Here is a 23370-nt window from a genome sequence, read left to right on the forward strand (position 1 = left end):
CTTTGACGTCGGCCCAACAGGGCGGTCCGCCTGTCGAATTGACGAAGTGTCAGAGATCCAGGACGAGGCGTCGGCCCCGCGCGCGGGAGACGCAGATCAGCATCGTGTCGTTGGCTGCCCGCTCGTCGTCGGTGAGCAGTGAGTCGCGGTGGTCGACCTCGCCCTCCAGGACGGGGGTCTCGCACGAGCCGCAGATGCCTTCCTCGCAGGAGGACAGGACCGGGATGCCCGCCTGCCCCACGGCGTTGAGGACCGACAGGCCGGGCGGCACGGTCAGCGTCACCCCGGACGCCCGCAGTTCCACCTCGATCGGCTGCTCGGCCTCGTCGTCCGCCGGCTGTCGCACGGCCGCCGCGGCGAACCGCTCGACGTTCAGCGCTCCGGTCGGCCGGCCGGCGCAGTGTGCCTCGACCGCGTCGATGAGCCCCGCGGGGCCGCAGCAGTACACCAGGGCGGACGGGTCGGGATCGCCGAGGAAACCGGCGAGGTCGAGCAGACCGTACTGGTCCTGCGGACGTACGGCCACGCGCTCGCCGTAGCCCTCCAGTTCGGGCAGGAACGCCATGGACGCGCGCGTGCGGCCCCCGTAGAGCAGGGACCACTCGGCCCCCGCCGCCTCGGCCTCGGCGATCATCGAGAGCAGGGGGGTGATGCCGATGCCGCCGCCGACGAACAGGTACCGGGCCGCGGGCCGCAACGGGAAGTTGTTGCGCGGGCCGCGCACCCGGAGTTCGCCGCCCTCCACGAGGTGGTCGTGGATCCACTGCGATCCGCCGCGTCCAGCGGGCTCTCGGAGCACCGCCACGCGCCAGCGGGCCGTGTCCTTCACCGGGCCGCAGAGCGAGTACTGCCGGGTGACGCCCGTGGGCAGGACGACGTCGATGTGTGCTCCCGGCTGCCAGGGCGGCAGCGGTTCGCCGGAGCTCGCCGCGAGCTCCAGCGACACGACACCGTCCGCCACCGTCCGGCGGGCCACGACGGTGGCCGTGCCTTCGAACTCGGTGCCGCGCCGGGCGGCGGACGGCGTTCCTGCCTCGGCGGAACCGAGGGTGTGCGTGTCCGGGGCGGCGGCTGGGGGGCTCGTCACGTTCGTCTTCTCCTCGGTACGGTCGGCAGGGATCGCTCCGGCCGCGGTCAGCGGCGCCACGATCGACGCTAGCTATCGGAGAACGCCCAGGTCATCGCTCGAATGACCGGACCGGGGCGGCGCATGGTCGTGGCCCCGTCTACGTCATCCGTCGCGCGGCGGAGCCTGGTCGAGATGGATCCGCACCTGGCGGTCGTCCTCGTTCCAGAGGGCTTCTACGACGGCGTGCAGCTGTCGGACGTCGGTGCGCCACATCGGTACGCCGTAGCGTTCGTCGCGTGTCAGCGCGTCCTCGGCGACGGCATCGGCCAGCAGGCTCCGGCGGTCGTACGTCGGGGCTGTTCCGTTCACTCCGTCGGTTTCGTCCGCGAATTGCACGTAGAGGGTCGTGTCCCGGAAGGGAACCCAGATGTGCGTAGCCCCACGGACATCCGTCCCGTCTTGTGCCGTCACGCCAGAACACCCGTCGTCTGCGGGTAGAGCCGCACGTACGCCTCTCCCGTGGTTCCGTGCGAGAGGCCGAGGTTGGGGCCGGCGTTGCGCTTGGCCTTGTGCTTCTTGTCGAAGGCCGGGGTGATGTTCGCGTCGTAGCCGACGGCCTGAGCCGAGTCCCCGGCGTCCAGGAACTCGATCTCCGCGCCCAGGGCGAGACCGTCCCGCCAGGCGAAGTCGCCCGCGTGCGCGCTGATCACCAGCAGCGCCCCTTCGGACGGAGTGGAGGTGCGGGAGGTCATCAGGACTCCTCAGGATCGAGTGGGGTGGGCGGCGTGGTGCGAAGTGCCGTGCCCTGGGGAGGGGGCGGGGCCTCTGTGAACGGTTCGGCGCCGGCCGAGCCGACGTCAGGCCGGGCATCGCGCGAGCTGAGTCACATTCCGTCGGCCGAGCCGGCTTCCTGGGCCGTCTTCCTGGCCCAGGCCGTCTCGAGCTTGCCGGTCGGGGTCCGCGGCAGTCTGTCCGTCAGGACGAGGGAACGCGGCACCTTGTACCCGGCGAGACTCCGCCGGACCAGGTCGCGCAGTTCGTCACCGGTGACGGTGCTGCCCGGCCGGACCGCCACGACGGCCGCCACACGCTCGCCCCAGGTCTCGTCGGGGACGCCGACGACGGCACAGTCCGTCACCTCGGGATGCCCCAGCAGTACGGTCTCCACCTCCTGCGGGTGCACCTTCTCCCCGCCCGTGTTGATCACGCCCGAACCACGTCCGAGGAACCGGATCGCGCCGTCGGCCTCAAGTCGGGCCAGGTCGCCCGGGATCGCGTACCGGACCCCCTCGATGGTGCGGTACGCCTTCGCGCTCTTCTCGGTGTCCTTGTAGTAGCCGAGCGGCATGGGCCCGCAATAGGCGAGGACGCCCGTCTCGTCGCTGCCCGGTTCGAGAAAGCGGTCATCGGGACCGATCACCCGCGTCGCCGCAACGGGGCGGAAACGCGAGGGCAGATCCTCTGCCGAGGAGGTGATCGCGAAGGCGAAAGGGCCCCCTTCGCTCGATGCGATGGCTTCGGTGATGGTGATGTCTGCACGTTCGTGCAGTGCCCTCTTGAGCGGATCGCTGAGCGCGGTGCCGGAACTGATCATGCGGCGCAACGAGCGCAGGTCGTGCGGTGTTCCGGCCTTCTCAGCCCGCAGGAGTTCGTCGACGAGCGGGCGGCACACGGCGTTGCCCGCGATGACGGCCGTATCGACCCGCTGCTCGGCGATCACGCGCCAGACATGTTGCGGGTCGAGGCCGCCCGCTCGTGCGGTGACCGCCCGGCCTCCTGTCATCAGGGCGCCCATGGTGTTGAACAGCCCGGTGGCGTGCATCAGGGGGACGACGGGCATCGTGGTCGGCGCGCGGCCTTCGTGGCGTGCCTTGACGGCGATGGCCACGGCCTCGTCGGGGCTTGCGGGGAGTTCGGTGACTCCGAGCGGGTGGTAGAACGGGACCACGTGGGCGCGCAGCAGGTCGCTCAGCTGCCAGATGACGCCCTTCGGCTTGCCCGTGGTCCCGCCGGTGTACATGAACAGCTGGTCCGTGCCGGGCCGTCGCCGATGCTCGCGCGGCGCGTGCGCGGTCAGCAGCTCCTCCAGTTCGGGCACCGCGGGCCCGCCCGGACCGTCGGTGGGCGGCTCGCCCACCCCAACCATCAGCTTCAGGGTGCGCACATGCTTCGCGGCATGCGTGACGCGGTCGGCCAGGGCGCCGCTGAAGACGAGCGCGGCGGCGTCGGCGTCGGTCAGCAGCTCGGAAAGTTCCTCGCCGGTGTAGCGGTAGTTGGCGTTCACCGGTACGGCACCGAGCTTGAAGGCGGCGAAGACCGTCTCCAGGTAGGCGGCGCCGTTGTACAGATAGCAGGCCACGGTGTCGCCCTCGCCCACCCCGGCGGTTTCCAGTGCGGCGGCCAGTCGTGACGCGCGCTCGTCGAAGTCGCGGTACGTGGTCTCACGGCCGGGTTCCGTGATGGCGACGGCGTCGGGCAGCGCGCGGCAGACCGCCTCCCAGATCGTGCCGATGGACACGTTCACGTCTCGGACCTCCTCGTCCTCGATGGCCTACGCGGAGCGCACGGCCGGGCAGACCGTTCGTAGGGCCCCGCGGATCCTTGGGGGGGAGTAACGATCCGCGGGGTGTCCGCTCAACCTATGCAGCGCCCTCCCCGCGGGGAACGCGAGCAATGACTGAAGCGGCTCTGCGCTTCGACCTGCCGACGAACAGGTCGAATGACGTAGGACCACCTCGAATACGCCGGGCTACGATGCTGTGGCCGGGCGCAAGTCGCCTTCGTCCCCACACCGGCCGACGCGTACGACGCGGGCCCACGGTTCCGAACGCGTCCCTGTCACACAGGTCTGAGGGGCGGGTTCTTCGTCGATGTCGAGGGAGATCGGTCATGTCCGCGTCGCCGCTCGTGGGGTGGGACGACATCGCCGCCGTCGCGCCGGACGGCCTCGCCGTTCTGGACTGCGTGGGCCGGTTCGTACGGCTGAACCCGGCGGCGGCCGCGCTGCTTCGGGCGGACGCGGAGGGTGACCTCATCGGTGCGCCGTCCCCGTTCACCCTGGTGGAGGGAGCCGCCGAGTGCCGCGCGGGGCTGCTGGAGGTCCGGTCGGACGAGCAGGTGGCCCACTGGGAGCCCGCCCGCGGACCCCGACGTGAGTTCGCCTACCGCGCCCGCAGTCTGCCGGCCGACCCGAAGTTCACGGTGGTGTCGTTCCGCGACGTCACCGACGAATGGCACCGGCAGCGCAGGATCGCCGCGATGGCCCGGACGTCGATCGCACTGGCCTCGGAGGGCTCGCTCGGCTCCACACTGGACGCGGTGGCCCAGCAGATCGTCCAGGCGGACGGCCTGGCCGGCGTGCAGATCCTCACCCTCGACAGCACCGGCCGGGAACTGCGGTTGATGGGCTCCGCGGGGCTGCGGCACTGGGACGCGTTCCTCGATCGCCTGCTGGAGTGCCGTGACCGGGGCGCCCGGCTGTGCATGCTGGACACCCTGAAGGAGCGCAGGCCGATCGTCGTGCCGCACCGGTGGGCCCAGATCCTCGAGGACCCGGCCTGGGAACCGCTGCACGCCTACCTCGGGGAGCTGAACTGGGACTCCTTCGTCAGTGTGCCGTTGATGGCGCGCGGCCGTCCCGAAGGGGTGCTGAACGCCTACTTCGCCCCCGGGCAGGAGATCGGGAGCCGGACCCTGGAGTTCCTCGCCGCCATGGCGGAACAGGCCGCCCTCGCCGTCGACTACGCCACGCTGCTTCAGCGGGAGCGCGAGGGCGCCCGCCGCAACGAGCGTCAGCGCCTCGCCCGCGACCTGCACGACTCGATTGTGCAGCAGGTGTTCTCCATCGGTATGCAGGCCAACGCCGTCGGAGTGCTGGGCGCGCGGGACAAAGCGGTGCCGGCGGAAGCGGTCCGGGCCTTCGCGGACGAGGTCGGGTCTCTCTCGCGAACCGTCCTCGCCGACCTGAGGGCCATGGTGCACGAACTGCGTCCCGCCTCCTCCCTCCGGCTCGGTCTTGAGGACGCGGTGACCACGCTCGTCAAGAGCACCGAGAACCGGACAGGCCTCGGCATCCGGCTGGAGTGCGGACACCAAGTGGACACGGTCGAACCGGAATTGGCCGAGGACATGTACCGGATCGTGGGGGAGGCCATCCACAACGTGGTCAAGCACGCGGAGGCCACCACCGTCACCATCCGCCTCGCCGTACACGACCACACCCTGACCGCCGTCATCCGCGACGACGGCCGCGGGATCACGGAATCCGGCGGGCGACGAGCGGCGCAGGAGAGCGAGGACGGCGAGGCGGCCACGGCCACCGGACATCACGGCTACGGACTGAGGACCATGCGGGAAAGGACAGAGCGATGGGGCGGCACCATGAGGATCAGATCCGGCGCGAGGAGCGGCACGACCGTACGGGTCGTCATACCCCTTCCCGTACGAGTGCCGCAGTCGCCCCCGGGCTCGGAGGGATCAGGGAGCATCCCAGCGGCGGTTCCGCTGCGGGAAACGGAGGACCCCGCCCGGTCCGGGTCCTGATCGTCGACGACCACGCCGTCGTACGCCGCGGAATCCGCGCCTATCTCGAAGTCCTGGACGACATGGAAGTGGCCGCGGAGGCCGCCGACGGCCAGGAGGCACTCACCAGGCTCGACGCGATGGCCGCTCACCGGGAACTGCCGGACGTGGTCCTGATCGACCTGCTGATGCCCAGGATGGACGGGGCGACGGCGATCGGAGCGATCAAACAGCGTCACCCTGGTCTGCGAGTTGTGGTGCTCACCAGCTTCGGCGAGATGGAACGCGTGCACGCGGCGCTCGCGCAGGGGGCCGCCGGCTACCTGCTCAAGGACGCCGACGCGAGTGAGGTGGTCGCCGCGATCCGCGCGGCTGCCCGGGGCGAGGTCTTCCTCGACCCCGCGGTGGCCAGAGGGCTCACCCAGGAGATCGTGTCGCCGCCGACCGGGCTCGGCTCGCTCACCAGCCGGGAACGCGACGTCCTCGTCCTCGTCGCCGAGGGCCGGTCGAACCAGCAGATCGCCGACGAGTTGGTGATCAGCGAGCGCACCGCCCGCACCCACGTGAGCAACGTTCTGCGCAAACTCCGGCTCACCTCCCGCACGCAGGCGGCGTTGCTCGCGGTGCGGCAAGGACTGGTGCCCCCGAAGGGCTGACCGACCTGCCGACCGCGACGGATGTCCCGGACCTGCCGGGACACAGGTCGGCCGCGCGTGCCGTCATCAGCGGGATCCTCACGGGCCCAGGCGTTCCTACGCTCAAGGGGTCGCCCTATCGCCCCAGTTCAGGAGGACAGCATGCTCGACGGCAAAGTCGCCATCGTCACAGGTTCGGGCCGAGGCCTGGGACGTGCCTATGCTCGCGCGATGGCCGCGGCGGGTGCCGCCGTCGTCGTGAACGACCTGGACGCCGACGTGGCCACGGAGACGGTCGACCTGATCACGGCCGCGGGCGGAACGGCCGTCGCCCATGTCGGTGCGGTCGGAGGTTCCGAGTTCGCCGACGCGCTGGTGCGGCGCGCGGTCGACGAGTTCGGCCGGCTGGACGTGATGGTCACCAACGCCGGTGCGCTGCGCGACCGGACCCTGCGCAACACCACCGACGACGACTTCGACCTCGTCGTCAACAGCCATCTGCGCGGTACGTTCACCTGTGGTCGCGCGGCGGCTGCCCGCTTCCGCGAACAGGGCGAGGGCGGTCGGCTCATCCTGGTGGGATCACCGGCCGGGCAGCGCGCCAGCTTCGGCCAGACCGCGTATTCGGCGTCCAAGGGCGCGATCGTGGCGATGACGCGCACGTGGGCGCTCGAGCTTGCGAAGATCGATGTCACCGTCAACGCCGTCGTGCCGACCGCGCTGACTCGCATGGTGGCGACCATGCCCCGGGTCGGTGACCTTGTGGCGCAGGTGGACGCGGGGGAGCCCGTTCCCGACGCCATCCGGCGGCAGGGGCTGGGATCGCCGCAGGACGTGGCCCCGGTGATCGTGTACCTCGCGTCCAAGGAGTCGGCCCACGTCACCGGACAGGCCATCGCGGCGGGAGGCGACCGGATCGCCCTGTGGACGCATCCCGGTGAGGTCGAGGAGCGGTTCGGGCGGGGCGGCTGGACCGCCGGATCGGTCGCGGAACTGTTCTCAGGCGCCTATGCGGACCGACTCCAGGACTTCAGGCCCACACCCCTCGATCTGAAAGCCCTTGAGGAGGCGTGACGCGCACGCGGCCTCTCTGACGGCGCGCTCAGATCCGTGCCAGGGGCAATGGCTGTTCAGGTCTGCGGGGCAGCGGCGACGCGGGTGAAATCCGCGCTGATGTCTCCCGCGGTCTGCAACAGCGGCGGTTGCTCCTCGACAAGCCGTTGGCCGATGTCTCGGCCCGCGTGGCTGTGGACGTTGAGTGCCGCGATGACCTGGCCGGAGCCGTCACGCGACGGGGCCGCGACTGACCGAATGCCGGGCGCCAGTTGTTGGTCCGTCAGCGCCCACCCACGAGCCCGCACCTCGCGCAGGGCCGCGTCGCGTTCGTCGGGGCCGGGCTGGCCACCCGGGCCACACAGATGATGTCCGATCCATCCAGCCGAGCCACGGAGCACGACTCGTCGGTCCGCCAGCCTCCGGGCGAGTGCATCGATGAAATCCGGTCCTGTTCCGTGGCGTGGCACGTGGCTCCTCGGCTGCGGCCGGAGGATCCCGGGCCGGTCAGCCCCATGTGTGTCCGCCATGCCGATGATTGTCCGTCAGGCGTCGCACGTCCTTCTTTCCCGCGCTTCTTGATCCTTCCAGGAGAGTCGCATGTCCGAAAGAGTTCCTACAGCACCGCAGGAGACCGGGGCGGCGCCCGTCCGGACCGGACTGCTCATTGACGGCAAGACCGTCGAGACCGAGGCGTGGACGGCCGTTCGCAACCCCGCCGCCCCCGACCTGGTCGTCGGCCACGCAGCCGCGGCGACTCCCGAGCAAGCCCGCGCGGCGGTCGCGGCCGCGGATGCCGCGTTCCCCGCCTGGGCCGCGATGCCCGCCCGTCGGCGAGCGGAGATCATCAGTGAGGCGCTCACCCTGCTCGACGGCAGTGAGGCCGAGCGAGCGGCCCTGATGACCCGCGAGAACGGCAAGATCTCCTTCGAGAGCCAGATCGAGATGGGGGTCTTCGTGGCCCGCACCCGGGCGGCGATCGACCTGGTCGACTCCCTGGACCAGGTGCGGCGTCTCGACGGCCCGCCGCTGACCTCGTACATCCACCGCCTCCCCATGGGCGTGGTCACCGTCATCGTGCCGTTCAACTGGCCGATCGCGATCCTCGGCGCGAGCCTGCCGTACGCGCTGCTCGCCGGGAACACGGCCGTGGTCAAGCCCCCGCCCACCGTGCCGCTGGCCATGGTGCGCACGCTGGAGCTGTTCGCCGCAGGACTCCCGGTCGGGGTGCTGAACGTCGTGACGGGCAGCAACGAAGCGGTCGCCCCGCTGCTCACCGACCCTCGCGTACGGAAGATCGTCTTCACCGGCAGCACGGCCGCCGGCAAGCACATCATGGCCACCGCCGCACAGAACCTCGCCTCGGTGACGCTCGAACTCGGCGGCAACGACCCCGCGATCGTCCTCGACGACGCCGTACTGGACCAGGAGCACATCGGACGGCTCGTCCAGGGCGCCTTCCTGACGAGCGGTCAGGTCTGCATGGCCGTCAAGCGGGTCTACGTCCACCGCTCCCGCTACGACGAACTCGTCGACGCGCTCTCCTCCGCCCTCGACACCCAGCGTGTGGGGCCCGGAGACGATCCCGCCTCGACCATGGGCCCCCTCAACAGCGCCGCACAGCGTGACAAGGTGGCGGCCATGCTCGCCCAGGCCGCCGGAGCCGGAGCCGAAGTGCGCGAACTGGGCACCCTGGCCCCCGGCGCGGCCGCCTCCCAGGGCCACTACCTGCGCCCCGCCCTCGTCCTCGCCCCGGACACCGGCCTGCGGATCGTCACCGAGGAACAGTTCGGCCCCGCCCTGCCGATCCTGCCCTTCGACGACGTCGACTCCGTACTGCACCAGGTCAACAGCGACTGGTCGGGACTGTGCTCCTCGGTCTGGAGCGCCGATGCCGCCCGCGCGGCCGCCCTCGCGGAACGACTGCGCACCGGCACCACCTGGATCAACCACGCCAACGCCGTCGCGTGCGATGACCGGGCTCCGTTCGGCGGCTTCCGGCAGAGCGGTATCGGACGCGAGATGGGCCCGGAGGGCCTGCTCTCCTTCACCGAGGCGCACACCATCACCAGGCACGGATAGAGGCTGCGAGTACGGCTGGACCCCGCCCGCTTCGAGCGGACGGGGTCCAGCCGTACGTCACACCAATGGCACTGACACCGCGTTGTAAGGGGTGTTCTCATCCCGGTCCGGGGTGGTGAAGCGGGAGTTGGGGAGGTACAGCCGACCCTGGTAGGCGGCGGCCGTGGTGGGCAGGTCGAAGCGGTCGTCCCTGATCACCCCGACCGCGGTGCCCCGCGTGCCCGACCGGTTGAGCCGGATGACGTCCACCTGGTTGGGGTTGGGCTGGACCACGTAGAGAGTGCGACCGATGAGTACCAGCCCGTCGCCGCTGGGCAGCGTCGTGTCTCCCAGGTCCACCTTGCGGGCCACGCCGGTGCGGGGGTTGACCCGCATCAGCGAACCGCCGTCCGCGGCCGCGTTGGTGACGAGCAGGGCGCTGCCGTCGGGGGTGAGCGAGATGCCGTTGGACGTGAAACCGGACTGGACCCAGTCACCGCTCAGCGTGAGGCTCTCCGGCGCGCCGATGCGGCCCTGCCTGCCCAGCGGCAGCTTGAAGAGCCGCGCGCTGAACGACTCGGTGAACCAGGCGGCGTCGCGGGTGAGCAGGACGTCGTTGACGAAACTGTTCTCCCCGGCGACGACGTGATTGGCGAGCAGCGCACCACTGTGGGCGTCGACGACCCGCAGTTCGCCAGTGCTGCCGCCCGCCAGGAACAGCCGCCCCCAGGAGTCAGCCTTCAGCCCGACCGTCATGCGCCCCAGGCCGCGGTGGACGACCTTGCCCTTGCCGCTCGCGAGGTTCACCCGGTACACGCCGCCGGTGGCGATCGACCCGAAGTAGGCGTACGGCGCGGAGCCGATCGCGACTCCCTCCGGCCCCCAGCCGTTGGGCAGCGAGAACTCCTTGGGCCAGGATCCGGCGGTGCCCGGGGCAGCCTGCGCCGTACCGCCGACCAGGGCCGTCGCTCCCAGAGCGATGCCCGCGCCGAGAAGCCGCCTGCGTGCGAGAGAACTTGTCATCGATCGTCCTTCCACGGAAAACAAAGACGGGCCGTGCCGGTCCGGCTGGGCTCCTGGACTGATTCTTGAGATCTCAAGTATCTGTGCACAGCGACGAATGTCCTGACTCTCCTCGGTCCATCGGACGGAAAGCCGCCGGGCCGGTGGGAGCACGGACCGCGAAGGCGCGCCACTCGACAGCAGGCCGACCTGACGAGGCTGAACGTCGCGCCCGGGATACGTCATTCGTCCTTACTTCCGGCGCGCGCCTCCCGGTTCACTGTCCAGGCAGGCACCGCTGGGCCATCATCCGAAAACCTGCCGGCCGCAGTGGCGCGTCCGGCGTGAGCACGGTGCCGGCCGCGCGCCGCACCGGGAGGGCGAGCGGGCCATGAGCGTGCAGCGACCGCACATCGAACCGGGCAGGCTGTTCATCGGCGGAGAGTGGCGGGACGCGGAGTCCAAGGAGCGGCGCGACGTCATCGACCCGTCCACCGGGAGAGTCGTCACCACGGTCGCGGAGGCCGACGGCAGCGATCTCGCCGCCGCGGTGGCCGCAGCACGCGAGGCCTTCGACGCGGGGCCCTGGCCCCGGACACCGGCCCGCGAGCGCGCCCGCGTGCTGCACCGGGTGGCCGATCTGGTGCGCGAACGGGCGGACGAGCTCGCCGCCGTGGAGAGCCTCGACGTCGGCAAGCCCGTCTCGCTCAGTCGAGCGGTCGACGTGGAGACCGTGGCCGAGACGTACGAGTACTACTCGGCGCTGGCGCAGAGCCTCGACGGAGCCACGCGGCAGGTCGCCATACCCGCCCACGCCTACACCCGCAGGGAGCCCGTCGGCGTGGTGGGGGCGATCACCCCGTTCAACTTCCCGTTGATCCTGAGCACGTCGAAGTTCGCCCCCGCCCTGGCGGCCGGCAACACCGTCGTCCACAAACCGGCCGACGAGACCCCCCTCAGTGCGCTGCTGATGGCGGAGATCCTCGCCGACGCCGGCGTTCCCGCGGGTGTGGTGAACGTCGTCACCGGCAGCGGCCCCGTCCTGGGTGAGGCACTGGTGCGTCACCCGGGCGTCGACAAGATTGCCTTCACCGGGTCGACGAGGGTCGGCCGCCTGGCGGCGAGCATGGCCGGCGAGCAACTCAAGCCGGTCACCATGGAGTTGGGTGGCAACGCGCCGCACATCGTCTTCGAGGACGCCGACGTCGGGAAGGCGATCGGCGCGATCATCAAGGCCTTCGTCTTCAACACCGGACAGTTCTGCATGGGCGGACCCCGGCTGCTGGTCCACCGGTCCCTGTACGACACCACGCTGGGCATCCTCGCCGACGCCGTTCCGGCGGTCCCCGTCGGTGACCCCTTCGACCCGGCCACCGTCGTCGGGCCGATGGCCGGGGAGCGGCATGTGGAGAACGTCGAGCGCTTCGTGAAAGCGGCCGTCGAGGACGGCGGCCGCATCGTCGTCGGCGGTGAGCGCATGGACCTCGACGGCGGCTACTACTACAAGCCCACCGTCATCGCCGGCCTGGACAACGACGCTCGCACCGTCCAGGAGGAGATCTTCGGCCCGGTCCTGACGGTTCAGCCCTTCGACACCGAGGAAGAGGCGATCACGCTGGCGAACAGCACGCCGTACGGACTCGCCGCCGGTCTTCAGACCTCCGACCTGGCGCGCGCCCATCGGGTCGCCGCGCGACTGGACGCCGGCATCGTCTGGGTCAACGACTGGGCCATGCTCGATCCCGCCATGCCCTTCGGCGGCGTCAAGCAGTCCGGCTACGGACGCGAATCCGGGCCGGAGGCGCTGCAGGCGTACACGAGGACCAAGTCCGTCGTCATCTCCCTCGCCTGACCCCTCGACAGGGCCCGCTCCGAGCGCCCGGCCACCACCGGCGGGCCCTCCCGGCCGGATCGGCCGGGTGCACTCCGTCCCTGGCTCCTGTTCCCCGAACAGGTCGGTGCGCCGCCGAAGAAGCCAAAGGAAGACGCCCACTCGCGGGCTGCAGTGGTGGTCGCCGAAGCGGCAGTCGCTCATCATCATGAGCGCATGGACCTTGGACTGCGATGCCATCTGCGACAGACGCTGTGCGCGCACCAACTCTTCACATGAAATTCCCGAGTTCCTGCTCAACCGAGCCCTGTCGAAATACGTCCAGGGGCAGTGGTATGCGATGGAATGGCTTTCCGTCGGGAAATGCAAGGGTCTTCAAGAGGGAAAGGCGGGCAAGGGTGTGGGAGTAGCATGTGTAATCGCTGAGAGCGCTTTCCGTGCCGGTGGCCGGTGCGGCATTAATCCAGGCGCTGGTGAATCCCGGCAGGCCTTGTCAGCGAACCAGCAATCCAACACTTCGTAGCAAGAGGAGCATTGCGTGTCATTGACCAACTACCGCATGGCGGCGGCCACGTTGGCCCTCGCCACCGCACTCGTGGGTGTGGCCGGCGCGGGCACTGCCATGGCGAGCACGGCCGCGGCGGGAACTGCCGCGACGGGCGACGAGACGGCGGCGGCCCTGTTTCCCGTCGACTTCGTGAACCTCCCCACGAGGGCTCTTCCGGCTTCGGGGAAGTCGCACACGTTCGTCGTGTCCTACCGCAACGACTCATCCGTGGACCAAGTCGTGGCCCCGCAAATTCTCGTGGAGTCCCCTGATGCGGGCCCTTTCCTGGCGCCTGCTGACATCCAGGTCGAGCGGCGCAATGCCGACGGCTCTCGCGAAGCGGTATCCGTCGCGAGCCAGACCGGCACGCTGTTCACCGATCTCGTGAGTGCGCAGCGCACCCTCCGTCCGGGCGAGACGCTCACGGAGCGGTACCGGGTCTCCGTGATAGCCCCTGGTGCCGTGGGTACCGTCCAGCCGCGCGTGGCCCTGTACGGCTGACCTTACGACGCCTTACCCGACGGCTGTGGTGCTGCACCCCCGACAGGGGGTGCAGCGCGGGGTGTCACCGCCTCGGCCCTGCCCGCAACACCTACGGTCTTGTCCGTCAACTCCGGCCCCTCGGCCACCAAGTCGCCCTCGCGCCGGGATCGCACCGACTGGCCCGTCCCTTCGCCATCCGTTCCGCACGCGGCCCGGATGCCCGCCCTGGCGTATCCGGGCTCGCGCATCTGTGGTCACGCACGCAACTGCCTGTGGGGATCAGCGAGTTGCAGTGGCGCGCGTCACGCTCTCCCCGCCTGCCTCCGCTAACGTTGTGCACTTTCTTGACGGTAGTCATCAGGTAGCCTAATTTCATGGTGTCCTTCCCCCGCTCAAGGGAGAGCGCGATCCCTTCGCCCCCCACCGCGTCCCTCGGCTACCAGGGCGCGGCCCTCGTGGGCGCCGGCTTCTCCCCGATGATCGCCGCAAGCCTGGTCGCGAGCAGTGGCAACGGCACCCCCGTCGCCCTCCTGCTGTGCGGCGGCTCGCTGATCACCGCGCTGACGGTGTGGTTCGTCCGCGAGACGAGCCGTACCTCACTCGCCGAGGAACCCACCCCCGAACTCCCCACCACCCCCCCACACGGAGGAGATCACCGCATGAGGCACGGCACCCGCATCGCCTGTACGGCAGCCCTGCTGCTCACCCTCACCACCGCACCCGCGGCGGCCGACGAGGGCACCACCCACGTGGACGGCCAACTCCCCTCCGGCGCCACGTACATGATGGACGTCCCCGCCACCTGGAACGGCACCGTCCTCCTGTTCAGCCACGGCTACAACGCCGGCCCCGCCAACCCCGCCCAGAACGCCCCGGACGCCGCCACCAAGGCCCTTCTCCTCCAACGCGGTTACGCCCTCATCGGCTCGTCGTACGCCAGCACCGGCTGGGCGGTCACCGACGCGGTCCCCGACCAGATGGCCACCCTGAAGACCTTCACCGACCGCTTCGGCCAGGCCTCCCGCACGATCGCGTGGGGACGGTCGTACGGCGGCCTGGTCACCACGGCGATAGCCGAACGCCACCCGGACGACATCGACGGCTCGCTCTCCATGTGCGGCCTGGTCCACGGCGGTGTCGCCAACTGGAACAACACCCTCGACCCGGTGTTCGCCCTCAAGACGCTCCTGGGCTCCGACGTCCCCCTGGTGAACCTCCCGACCCAGCAGGCCGCCACCGACGCGGCGAACACCCTGACCGCCACGGTCGACTCCGCCCAGACGACGGCCGAGGGCCGGGCCCGTATCGCCCTCGCCGCGGCTCTGCACAACATCCCGGTCTGGAACGCGCCCACCCAGACCCGCCCCGCCGCGAACGACTGGGACGCCCAGCAGGCCAACCAGTACGACGCCGTCAAGGGCCTGGTGAAGATCGCCGCCTTCAACCGGCGGCAGGAGGCCGAGGTCCGGGCGGGCGGCAACATGTCCTGGAACACCGGCGTCGACTACACCCGGCTCCTGGGCGAGTCCTCCGTCCGCAAGGAGGTCACCGAGTTGTACAAGAAAGCGGGCCTCTCCCTGAGCAAGGACCTGGCGGTCCTCAACCGCGCCCCGCGCATCAAGGCCGACCGGAAAGCCGTCGCCTGGATGAGCAGCACCAGCAGCTTCACCGGCAAGCTGGCCAAGCCCCAGCTCTCCATCCACACCATCGGCGACGCCCTGGTCCCCGTCCAGACGGAAAGCGCCCTGCGCCGAGCGGTGACGGCCGCCGGCTCCGCCCCCCTCCTCCGCCAGGCCTACGTCGACAACGCCGGCCACTGCACCTTCAGCCCCGCCGAACAACTGGCCGCCCTCCACACCCTGGAGGACCGCCTGACCACCGGCAGCTGGCAGGGCACCGACCCGGCGTCGCTCAACGCCCGCGCCACCGCGGCCGACCCGACCACCCCCACCCGTTACATCACGTACCGTCCCACCCCCTACCTTCGCCCCTACGACCTTGCCCACCCCGCCGACCGCCGGTGACCTCGTACGACCGCCTGCCGCACGGTCGGCGGGCGGTCGTACCCTTGCCCCCGTGGAGGACGACGGCATCCTGGACACCGCGGAGGGGGCGCAGCCGCGCCCGCAGTCGCTCATGCTCACCTTCTTCGGCAACCACGTCCTGGAGGAGGGGGACCTGGGCGTCTACTCGGGCAGCGTCATCGACGTCCTGGGCCGCGTGGGCGTGGGCGAACAGGCCGTACGCTCCACCCTCACCCGCATGGTCAACCGAGGCCTGCTCCAGCGTCAGCGCGAGGGCCGCAAAATGTTCTTCGGCCTGACCCCGCAGGCCGGCCGCGTCCTGATCGACGGCCGCACCCGCATCTGGAAGCAGGGCGCCGTCAACGACGACTGGGACGGCTCGTGGACCCTGCTCGGCTTCTCCCTGCCCGACTCCTGGAAACGCCAGCGCCACGACCTGCGCTCGCGGCTGACCTGGTCCGGATTCGGCGCGCTGTACAGCGGCCTGTGGATCGCCCCCGGTCACGTGGACGTCTCCGCGGTCGTCACCGACCTCGGTCTCACGGCCCACGTCAAGATCTTCCACGCCCAGGCCGCCGAGGTGACCGACATCGAGCAGATGATCCGTGACACCTGGGACCTGGAGTCCATCGCCGCCCGCTATGTCGCCTTCGACAAGCGCTGGAGCGCCCACCTGGGAAACGGCACCGACCACGACCCGATCGGCACCCGCCTGCGCCTGGTGAGCGACTGGCTCCGCACCATCCGCACGGACCCGAGACTCCCGGCCCGCCACCTTCCCCCGGCCTGGCCGGCCCGCTCCGCCCAGGAAACCTTCCACCGCGTCGCGCGACAGACCCACCCGGCGCTCAAGGCAGCCCGAGCGACTCTGGAGACGACACATCTCCGCAGCTAGGGTCTGTCTTTCGCAGGCTGGGTCATCGCACTGACAGCAGGGTCAAGCCAGGTGCAAGAGCCGGGTGTGAACGAGCCGGTGGGCATGGGGAGGCCCCCGGCGGGACAGGGGGGAGTGTCCCGCCGGGGGCGGCTGTGGGCGCCAGGTGTCAGCTCCAGGCGTTGAAGCTGATGCCGGACGGCTTGGCGCTGTTCAGGGTGCTTCGGAAGTGGTCGTCCTTGTCCTGCAGGGGGAAGTTGGCATGGTCCCAGCTGGAGCCCTCCAGCGCGTTCCAGGCCGTCCGGTTCTTGCTCCACAGGGTGGCGTAGGGGACCAGGGCCGGACGGTCCCAGCTCCCGTTGCCCCACGCCTCCGCCCGCTCTCCCGCCTTGGCGAAGCGGAAGGAGTGTGTTCCGAAGGCGGTGCGCGGGAAGCTTCCGTCCTTGTGGTAAACGGCCTTGAAGCGCTTGCCCTCCCGCTCCACGTCGTTGAACCGCTTGGTGGTGTAGTTGCCGTGGGCGGAGACGGACACGTAGCTGGGCCACTGGTCATTGCCGTGGTACCAGACCACGGTGGCCTCGAAGTCGTGCCGGTGCCCGAACTTGTCGACGGCGCCGGCGACGCCCTGGTCCTTCTCGAAGTACAGGGTGTAGACGATGCCGCACCAGCCGGAGCCCTTGTCGCACTTGGCGCGCGAGTAGGTGTTGGCCTGGCCGAGGTGGTTGCTCTTGCATCCGCCGCCGAGCGACCCGCTGTTGTGGAGGCCGCCGTTGAGCCTGCCGCTCGCGTCGACGGCGGCCGCGGGGTAGCAGCCGTCCGCGTCGTAGTCGAAGAGCGGCTGGAACATCTCCTGCTTCGGGGCGCCGTCGCCCATGTAGCCGAAGGGCTTCAGCAGGGCGGCGTTGGCGCTGCCGGTCACGCCGACGGTCAGCGCGGCGACGCTGCCCAGGACGAGGGCGGCCTTGCCCAGGCGGGCCGTTCTCTTGGTCTTGCCCTTGGTCTTGACTGCCTGCGACACGAGGGTCTCCTCCATGCTCGGTCTGCCGGGAATCCGGCGGTGCGAGATCGAGACTGGAGAGCGGAAAGTTGTTCGGCAGCCCTTCTGACCAGGGCAATCAATTCGTCTCGGCGTTTTGGAGGGCTGTTCGCCCGGGCGTCATGACCGCCGCTGACTCGTTTCTGTGCCGTTCACCTCGCGTTTTACGGCCGCCGCGCGACAGCCGACCTCGCGCGACCGACTCCTGGAACCTGAGAATTGATCGACGCGTCTCCTTTGTCAGGACAATCAAAGTCCATGATCAGTGGTGAGTTGTCCGGTGATGCGTGTCCTGTTGCCTTTCGTTTGCCTGCACGTCGCCGAGGGCGTGCTCGGGCGAAAGGTTCCGCGACGTATGGTCACCGCTCTGACGTCGGTTTCGTCGGCTGTGTGGAGGTACGCGCGCATGGGGCGCCCTGAAAGACCCCTGGACCCGGAAGCCGGTCCCATAGCCCGGCTCGCCCACGATCTCCGCGAGGTGCGCAAGGCCGCGGGCACCCCCTCGTACCGGCGCATGGCCGAGGCGGCCGGGTTCTCCGCGACAACGCTGTCCCAGGCCGCGGCCGGCGAACGGCTGCCGTCCCTCGCCGTCGTCCAGGGCTACGTCAAAGCCTGCGGCGGCGACCCCGCGGAGTGGGAGCCCCGCTGGAAGGAGGCGGACGCGGAGGTCGCCGAGGCGGTGCGCCAGGAGTCGGCGGACACCGCACCGCCGTACCGGGGCCTGACCCGCTTCGAGCCCGGCGACCGGCACCTCTTCTTCGGCCGGGACCGGATGGTCGAGGAACTGCACCGTCTGGTGTGCGACCACCGGTTCGCGGTGCTGTTCGGGGCGTCCGGCAGCGGCAAGTCCTCGCTGCTGCGGGCCGGGCTGATCCCCGCCCTGCGCGAGGAGACCGCCCGTGGGATCCGGCCGGCGGTGCTGCGGGTGCTCACCCCGGGAGCGCGGCCGGCCGAGACGTACGGACACCTGCTGACCCCCGCTGAGGACGAGCCGGAGAGCTGGGTCGTGGTCGACCAGTTCGAGGAGGCCTTCACCCTGTGCCGGGACCGCGAGGAACGGGCCCGCTTCATCGACCTGCTGCTCGCCGCCCGGAACGCGGGCAGCCGACTGCGCGTCCTGATCACCGTACGGGCCGACTTCTACGCCCGCTGCTCCGAGCACCGGGGCCTGGCCGACGCGGTCTCCGGCGCCGGGCTGCTGCTCGGGCCGATGACGGCGGACGAGCTGCGCGAGGCGGTGACCAAGCCGGCGCAGGCCGCCGGGCTGCTGGTGGAGCGGGAGCTGGCGGCGCGGATCGTCGGCGAGGTCGTCGACCAGCCCGGCGGACTGCCCATGCTCTCGCACGCGCTGTTGGAGACCTGGCGGCGACGTAAGGGCCGGGTGCTCACCCTGGCCGCGTACCAGGCGGCCGGCGGGGTGCGCGGCGCGATCGCGGCGACGGCGGAGGAGGTGTACGAGCAGCTGACCGAGGACCAGGCGCGCACGGCCCGCCGGCTGCTGCTGCGGTTGGTCGAGCCGGGCCAGGACACCCCCGACACCCGGCGTCCGCTGACCCGCGCCGACCTGGCGGAGTGGACCGGTCCCGGCGTGCCGGAGGTGGTCGAGCGGCTGGCCCGCGCCCGCCTGCTCACCGCCGACGAGGACGGCGTCCAGCTCGCCCACGAGGCCCTGATCACCTGCTGGCCGCGCCTGTCCGGCTGGCTGGACGAGGACCGCGAACGGCTGCGCCACCACCGGCGCCTGACCGAGGCCGCCCGCGCCTGGCTGGAGCACGATCGCGACCCGGGCGGGCTGTACCGGGGCAGCACGCTGGCGCGGGCCGAGGAGCTGTTCGGGGACGACGACGGCACGCTCACCGTGTCGGAGCGGGGATTCCTCGTCGCCGCGCTGGTGGCCCGGGAGGCCGAGCAGCGGGCCGCCGCGCGGACCGTCCGAAGATCCCGGGCACTGGTCACCGCCCTGTCCGCCGTCCTGGTGGTGGCGCTCGTGGTGAGCCTGGCCGCGTGGAGCCAGCACCGCGACAACGAGCGGGAGCGCACCGACACCGCTGCCCGCCGTATCGCCGCCGTCGCCGACTCGCTGCGCACCACCGACCCGCGCGCCGCGATGCTGCTGGGCGTCGCCGCCTGGCGCGTCTCCCCGCTCCCCGAGTCCCGCCGGGCCCTGCTCGGCGCCCTCGCCCAGCCCGAACGGGACATCTTCTCCGACCCCGCCCCCGGCGAGACCCCTTTCCGCTTCCTCGCCGCCTCCGGCCGCACGCTGCTGAACATCGAGGACCGCACCTGGCGGGCCTACGACGTGGCCACGCACCGCCGCACCGGCTCGGGCCGGCTGCCCGTCGACGACCACGAGGTGGTGGCGGTCTCTCCGGACGCCAAGGTCATGGCGGTGAGCGCAGCGGACGGCATCCGGCTGTGGGACACGGCCACCGGACGCTGGACCGGCGGTGGACCGTGGCCGCTGCTCTCCGACGTCGTCATCGGGGACCGCGCCTATCTGGTGACCGGCCCCGAAGGCGAACGGGCTCGCGTGCGCTCCGTCACCGACGGCAAGTCGATGTTCGAGGGCCCGGCGGCCGACCGCGCGGACATGGCCCCCGACGCCCGCACGGTCGCCATCTGCCCCTCGGGCGGCCAGGGCACGAAGCCACCACAGGTGTGGGACACGGCCCGCCACCGGCCGCTGACCGGCGAGTGGACGCAGGACCGGAACGTCTGCGCCGCCGACGACTCGTCGCTGATCATGGGCGCCGGGCAGCGGATGGCCGCCGTCTCCGCGTCCGGCATCCGTGTCTGGGACACCGGCTCCGGGCGGCTGCTGGCCGATCTCACGGCTCCGGGCGTCGAGTACACCTCCTTCAGCAGGGACGGCAAGTTCCTGGCGGCGGCCGACGGTGCGGAGATCAAGGTGTGGCGGCTGTCGTACCCCGACGCTCCGGTCTACCGGCATTCCCTCAACAACCAGTACGCGTACGGCGGCCTCGCGTGGGATCCCGAACACCCCGTCCTGCGCTACCTGGAGGCCGGTACGGTCCACTCGCTCGACGTGGCGACGGCGGTGACGCCGGCCTGGCACGACGACGGCAGTGCCCTGTCCGGCGTGCGCCTCGCCCCGGACGGCCGCGCCCTCGCCACGGCCGAAGTCACGGACAACGGCTACCGCTTCCAGCTGCGCGACACCCGTGACGGCCATGTCGTACGGACGCTGCCGTCGCCGCCGGTGCCCGCCTCCCTGGCGGGTACAGACCAGGTCGTACTCGGCGACACCCTGGCCCTGACGGCGTTCAGCCCGGACGGCGGGTTGCTCGCCTACGGCGTCTCGGCGCCGGGCCGAGAGGCGGCCCCACAGCGGATCACGATCTGGGACCTGCGCCGCAACAGGGTCCGGGACACCCTGGACCTGGCCACCGCCGACTCGGCCGGCGCGGTCACCGACCTCGCCCTGGGCTCCGGCGGCCGCACGCTGTACGCCGCGCGCACGCCCGCCATCGGAGAATCGCGCGACGAGGTGTGGGACACGGAGAGCCACCGCCGCCGTTCCGTGGTGACCGGCCTGGACAGCGAGAACCTGGCCGTCCGCCCCGACGATGGACTGCTGGTCGGCGACAATCGCGTCGCCCGCCTCCCGAACGGGTCGGTGACCGGAAAGGACCTCGTCCAGGGCGACCAGATCGGCGCCATCGCCTTCAGCGCGGACGGCTCACGGCTGGCGGTGGGCGACGGGACCGGACGGGTCGCGCTGTGGGACGGGGACGTGCGGCACAAGGCCGGGGTCCTGCGCAACGTCTTCCCGGCCCGGCTCGGCGACATCCCCGAGGGTGTCAGCGCGCTGGCGCTCAGCCCCGACGGCCGCACACTCGCCGTGGGCGGCAGTTCGGGCACGCTCCAGCTGTGGGACGTCGCCACGCAGCAGCCGCTCGGCGACCCCCTGCCGACGCCGGGCGAGGAGATCGTCTCGGTGGCGTTCAGCGAGGACAGCGGCACGCTCTACGCGGCGGGGACCCATGTGCCGCTCCAGCGGTACGTCGTCGGCCCCGAGCGGGTGGCCGAGCGGGTGTGCGCCCGGGTGGGCGGGCAGCAGCTGACGCGGGCGCAGTGGCGAACGTATGTGCCGGACGCGGCATACCGGAAGGTGTGCGGGGACTGACGCCTGGAGCTGTCCATTGGTTGATTGCCTTGATGAGACGGTCTGCCAATCAATTCTCCGGCCTGTCAGCCTCGTTCCAGCCGCGGCGCGGGCAACCTCCTCCGCTCGCGCCGCGGCGGGCTGCCCCGACCATGGCCGCGAAGGGCAGTGCCCGACACGACCGAACCGGGACTGGAGCAGCGCGGTTCAGGAGCGGCGAGGTGCCCTGGTGGTGCTTCGTATGACGAGGTGTGGTGTGACGACGACTTCTCGGCCAACTTGTAGCCGCGGCGCCGGTCGGCCGCGCCCGGCGCCTTGCCCCCGTCGATGTGGCCGATGTCGCGGTGGTGCAGTGCCACGAGGTGGTCGACCGCCTGGCGGGCGCCCTCGTCGTCGGCCGCGCGGACGATGTCGACGACGTCGGTGAGCGGACGCAGCCGGCGGGCGACGGAGACGACGGGAAGCTGTGCCGCGAGTTCTGCCAGCCGGGCCGCGCTGACGACGAATACCGGCCGGGCCCGGCGTGGGCCGGCACCCCTCTCGGCAGCAGGACGGCGTTGCAGCCCCGGCATCTCTGGGTGTGCCGGGGCCGGAAAGTCGGCGGCAGTCAGCGGCCGTTGAGCCCCTTGTCGACCGCTGCCGTCAGCTCACCGTCGGCCGTGTCGGCGTCCAGTGACCAGAACATCGCGCCGCCCAGGCCCAGTTTCCGGACGTACGCCGACTTGGTCGCCAGCACCTTTGGGTCGTCGTACGTCCACAGAGTGGTTCCGTCGAAGATCCACGCGCTGCCGTTCCAGCGGTCCCGGTGCACGGTGTACGTACCCGACGCGGCCAGCGTCTTGAGGACCTTGTAGTCCTCGTAGCCGTCCGCCCAGGTGCCCTTCGCCGGGCCGGTGGCCGGTTGGCCGAGTCCGTCGCCGGCACCGCTGACGCCGGTCCAGCCCTGCCCGTAGAACGGCATACCGACCACCAGCTGCCGAGGCTTGGCACCCCTGCGCACCCAGTCCCGCACTGTCTGGTCCACGCTGAAGTCATTCTGCGCGAACAGGGCCGACTGCTGGGCCGTGGTGGGCTCGCTCGACACGTGGTAGTCGTATCCCTGCAGGTTCACGAAGTCGATGTCGCGCATGATCCGGGGGATGTCGAACCCGGCGTCGATCGCCTTCGGCGCGGCCGGGACGAAGGCCGTCAGATCGTAGTGCTTGGCCTTCTTGCCGCGTGGTGCATGGCTCTTTGCGTACGCGTCGAGCTGGGTGCGGAACTCGCGCACGAGGGCGGTGAAATTCTTCTTGTCCTCGGGCCGGTAGACCGTGTCCGTGTCGCCAGGGGAGCCGGGCCATTCCCAGTCCAGGTCCACTCCGTCGAACAGTCCGGCAGCCGAACCCGGGCCGCCACGCGCGCCGTCGACCGGGAGGTTGCCCTTGATGTAGAGGTCGATGCAGGACGCCACGAACTTCTTGCGCGAGGCAGGGGTGAGCGCGGCGTCGGAGAAGTGGGTGGACCAGCTCCAACCGCCCAGCGATATCAGTACCTTGAGGTCGGGGTGCTTCGCCTTGAGCTCGCGCAGCTGGTTGAAATTGCCGGCGAGTGCCTGCTGGTCGGTGTCGGCGACGCCGTCGACGGAGTTCTCGGCATCGAGGGGGCGTACATAGTCGGCCCAGGCGTCGGCCTCGCCCGGTACGTTGCCGGTGAAGCACTCTCCTGCGGCGTTGACGTTGCCGAAGGCGTAGTTGATGTGTGTCAGCTTGGCGGCCTGGCCGCTCGTATCCAGGTCCTTGACCTGATAGTCGCGGCCGTACACGCCCCACTGCGTGAAGTAGCCCACGCGCTTGCCGTGCTTGGCGGTGGCGGCATGCGACTCGGCGGCGCCGGCCGTGCCGCTCGCCGGAGCGAGGACAGCGAGCAGGGACAGGGAGCAGGTGGCGATGGCCAGTCTTCCCGGGGTTCTTCGCATGTGCGGGAACGTATTGGTATGGACCATTGTGGTCAAGGGTCCGACGGCAGGTTGACTTACGGTCACCGCAATCTCAAGACGTCCCCTGGACGGTGCAGTACGCCGATGCCGCCCGGACCATGCCCCACGCCTCGCCATCTCGACTTTGTCCTGA

Annotated in this window: 18 protein-coding genes and 1 pseudogene; 10 read left to right on the plus strand and 9 right to left on the minus strand. The window is 70.7% G+C overall.

The annotated features are described in order from the left end of the window. Positions 1 to 49 precede the first annotated feature (49 nt). From ACFY0U_RS30935 to ACFY0U_RS30950, 4 genes are all read right to left on the minus strand, one after another. Positions 50 to 1087, minus strand: a complete 1038-nt coding sequence (locus ACFY0U_RS30935) for a PDR/VanB family oxidoreductase (protein WP_388641409.1) — start codon at positions 1085 to 1087, stop codon at positions 50 to 52. Between the two features lie 144 nt (positions 1088 to 1231). Continuing rightward, positions 1232 to 1438, minus strand: a complete 207-nt coding sequence (locus ACFY0U_RS30940; RefSeq protein ID WP_388641411.1) for a hypothetical protein — start codon at positions 1436 to 1438, stop codon at positions 1232 to 1234. A 98-nt stretch (positions 1439 to 1536) separates the two neighbouring features. Beyond that, positions 1537 to 1821, minus strand: coding sequence for a hypothetical protein (locus ACFY0U_RS30945; RefSeq protein ID WP_388641413.1), 285 nt, complete (start codon positions 1819 to 1821; stop codon positions 1537 to 1539). A gap of 131 nt (positions 1822 to 1952) precedes the next feature. After that, a complete protein-coding gene (locus ACFY0U_RS30950; protein WP_388641415.1) occupies positions 1953 to 3593 on the minus strand; it encodes an AMP-binding protein in 1641 nt (546 codons plus the stop codon). A gap of 365 nt (positions 3594 to 3958) precedes the next feature. On the opposite strand from ACFY0U_RS30950, the gene ACFY0U_RS30955 reads away from it, so the two are divergent. From ACFY0U_RS30955 to ACFY0U_RS30965, 3 genes are all read left to right on the plus strand, one after another. After that, a complete protein-coding gene (locus tag ACFY0U_RS30955) occupies positions 3959 to 5611 on the plus strand; it encodes an ATP-binding protein (protein WP_388641416.1) in 1653 nt (550 codons plus the stop codon). Then, complete coding sequence (locus ACFY0U_RS30960; protein ID WP_388641471.1) at positions 5545 to 6246, plus strand: response regulator; 702 nt, start codon at positions 5545 to 5547, stop codon at positions 6244 to 6246. Before ACFY0U_RS30955 ends, ACFY0U_RS30960 begins: the two co-directional genes overlap by 67 nt. 141 nt (positions 6247 to 6387) lie before the next feature. Beyond that, positions 6388 to 7299, plus strand: coding sequence for an SDR family NAD(P)-dependent oxidoreductase (locus tag ACFY0U_RS30965; protein ID WP_388641418.1), 912 nt, complete (start codon positions 6388 to 6390; stop codon positions 7297 to 7299). A 56-nt stretch (positions 7300 to 7355) separates the two neighbouring features. Here ACFY0U_RS30965 and ACFY0U_RS30970 read toward each other — a convergent pair whose 3' ends face one another. Further along, positions 7356 to 7808, minus strand: coding sequence for an IclR family transcriptional regulator C-terminal domain-containing protein (locus ACFY0U_RS30970; protein ID WP_388641420.1), 453 nt, complete (start codon positions 7806 to 7808; stop codon positions 7356 to 7358). A gap of 70 nt (positions 7809 to 7878) precedes the next feature. Here ACFY0U_RS30970 and ACFY0U_RS30975 point away from each other — a divergent pair, with 70 nt between their 5' ends. Continuing rightward, entirely contained in the window at positions 7879 to 9360 is a 1482-nt protein-coding gene (locus tag ACFY0U_RS30975; protein WP_388641422.1) for an aldehyde dehydrogenase family protein, read from the plus strand. Between the two features lie 57 nt (positions 9361 to 9417). On the opposite strand, the gene ACFY0U_RS30980 is transcribed toward ACFY0U_RS30975, so the two are convergent. Next, positions 9418 to 10362, minus strand: coding sequence for a superoxide dismutase (locus ACFY0U_RS30980; RefSeq protein ID WP_388641424.1), 945 nt, complete (start codon positions 10360 to 10362; stop codon positions 9418 to 9420). A gap of 370 nt (positions 10363 to 10732) precedes the next feature. On the opposite strand from ACFY0U_RS30980, the gene ACFY0U_RS30985 reads away from it, so the two are divergent. The 5 genes and pseudogenes from ACFY0U_RS30985 (at position 10733) to ACFY0U_RS31005 (ending at position 16121) form a co-directional block, all read left to right on the plus strand. Further along, the gene (locus ACFY0U_RS30985) at positions 10733 to 12193 is read left to right on the plus strand and encodes an aldehyde dehydrogenase family protein (protein WP_388641425.1); all 1461 of its coding nucleotides are present in this window, start codon (positions 10733 to 10735) and stop codon (positions 12191 to 12193) included. 517 nt (positions 12194 to 12710) lie between these two features. Beyond that, positions 12711 to 13220, plus strand: a complete 510-nt coding sequence (locus tag ACFY0U_RS30990) for a signal peptide protein (protein ID WP_388641427.1) — start codon at positions 12711 to 12713, stop codon at positions 13218 to 13220. Positions 13221 to 13627: 407 nt separating this feature from the next. Then, a pseudogene (locus ACFY0U_RS30995) lies at positions 13628 to 13865 on the plus strand (MFS transporter); the annotation flags it as partial. Next, on the plus strand, positions 13862 to 15226 hold the full coding sequence (locus ACFY0U_RS31000) for an alpha/beta hydrolase family protein (RefSeq protein ID WP_388641429.1): 1365 nt from the start codon (positions 13862 to 13864) through the stop codon (positions 15224 to 15226). The pseudogene ACFY0U_RS30995 and the gene ACFY0U_RS31000, both read left to right, overlap by 4 nt. A 52-nt stretch (positions 15227 to 15278) precedes the next feature. Further along, complete coding sequence (locus ACFY0U_RS31005) at positions 15279 to 16121, plus strand: PaaX family transcriptional regulator C-terminal domain-containing protein (protein ID WP_388641431.1); 843 nt, start codon at positions 15279 to 15281, stop codon at positions 16119 to 16121. Between the two features lie 148 nt (positions 16122 to 16269). Here the strand turns inward: ACFY0U_RS31005 and ACFY0U_RS31010 are convergent, their stop codons facing one another. Then, the gene (locus tag ACFY0U_RS31010; protein ID WP_388641432.1) at positions 16270 to 17118 is read right to left on the minus strand and encodes an NPP1 family protein; all 849 of its coding nucleotides are present in this window, start codon (positions 17116 to 17118) and stop codon (positions 16270 to 16272) included. A gap of 424 nt (positions 17119 to 17542) precedes the next feature. Between ACFY0U_RS31010 and ACFY0U_RS31015 the strand changes: the two genes are divergently transcribed. Next, entirely contained in the window at positions 17543 to 21283 is a 3741-nt protein-coding gene (locus ACFY0U_RS31015) for a hypothetical protein (RefSeq protein ID WP_388641434.1), read from the plus strand. A 65-nt stretch (positions 21284 to 21348) separates the two neighbouring features. Here ACFY0U_RS31015 and ACFY0U_RS31020 read toward each other — a convergent pair whose 3' ends face one another. Next, positions 21349 to 21834 (minus strand): hypothetical protein, encoded by a 486-nt coding sequence (locus ACFY0U_RS31020; RefSeq protein ID WP_388641435.1) that lies wholly within the window; start codon positions 21832 to 21834, stop codon positions 21349 to 21351. 35 nt (positions 21835 to 21869) lie between these two features. Continuing rightward, the gene (locus ACFY0U_RS31025) at positions 21870 to 23216 is read right to left on the minus strand and encodes a glycoside hydrolase family 18 protein (protein ID WP_388641437.1); all 1347 of its coding nucleotides are present in this window, start codon (positions 23214 to 23216) and stop codon (positions 21870 to 21872) included. Positions 23217 to 23370 lie beyond the last annotated feature (154 nt).

It is taken from the genome of Streptomyces sp. NPDC001536, from assembly GCF_042894505.1.
Classification (GTDB): Bacteria; Actinomycetota; Actinomycetes; order Streptomycetales; family Streptomycetaceae; genus Streptomyces.

Coding starts and splice junctions, on each gene's coding strand:
- ACFY0U_RS31015 (WP_388641434.1), top strand. CDS start 17,543: ATGGGGCGCCCTGAAAGACCCCTGGACCCGGAAGCCGGTCCCATAGCC.
- ACFY0U_RS30965 (WP_388641418.1), top strand. CDS start 6,388: ATGCTCGACGGCAAAGTCGCCATCGTCACAGGTTCGGGCCGAGGCCTG.
- ACFY0U_RS30985 (WP_388641425.1), top strand. CDS start 10,733: ATGAGCGTGCAGCGACCGCACATCGAACCGGGCAGGCTGTTCATCGGC.
- ACFY0U_RS30945 (WP_388641413.1), bottom strand. CDS start 1,821: ATGACCTCCCGCACCTCCACTCCGTCCGAAGGGGCGCTGCTGGTGATC.
- ACFY0U_RS31000 (WP_388641429.1), top strand. CDS start 13,862: ATGAGGCACGGCACCCGCATCGCCTGTACGGCAGCCCTGCTGCTCACC.
- ACFY0U_RS30955 (WP_388641416.1), top strand. CDS start 3,959: ATGTCCGCGTCGCCGCTCGTGGGGTGGGACGACATCGCCGCCGTCGCG.
- ACFY0U_RS30980 (WP_388641424.1), bottom strand. CDS start 10,362: ATGACAAGTTCTCTCGCACGCAGGCGGCTTCTCGGCGCGGGCATCGCT.
- ACFY0U_RS31020 (WP_388641435.1), bottom strand. CDS start 21,834: ATGCCGGGGCTGCAACGCCGTCCTGCTGCCGAGAGGGGTGCCGGCCCA.
- ACFY0U_RS30970 (WP_388641420.1), bottom strand. CDS start 7,808: ATGGCGGACACACATGGGGCTGACCGGCCCGGGATCCTCCGGCCGCAG.
- ACFY0U_RS30975 (WP_388641422.1), top strand. CDS start 7,879: ATGTCCGAAAGAGTTCCTACAGCACCGCAGGAGACCGGGGCGGCGCCC.
- ACFY0U_RS31025 (WP_388641437.1), bottom strand. CDS start 23,216: ATGCGAAGAACCCCGGGAAGACTGGCCATCGCCACCTGCTCCCTGTCC.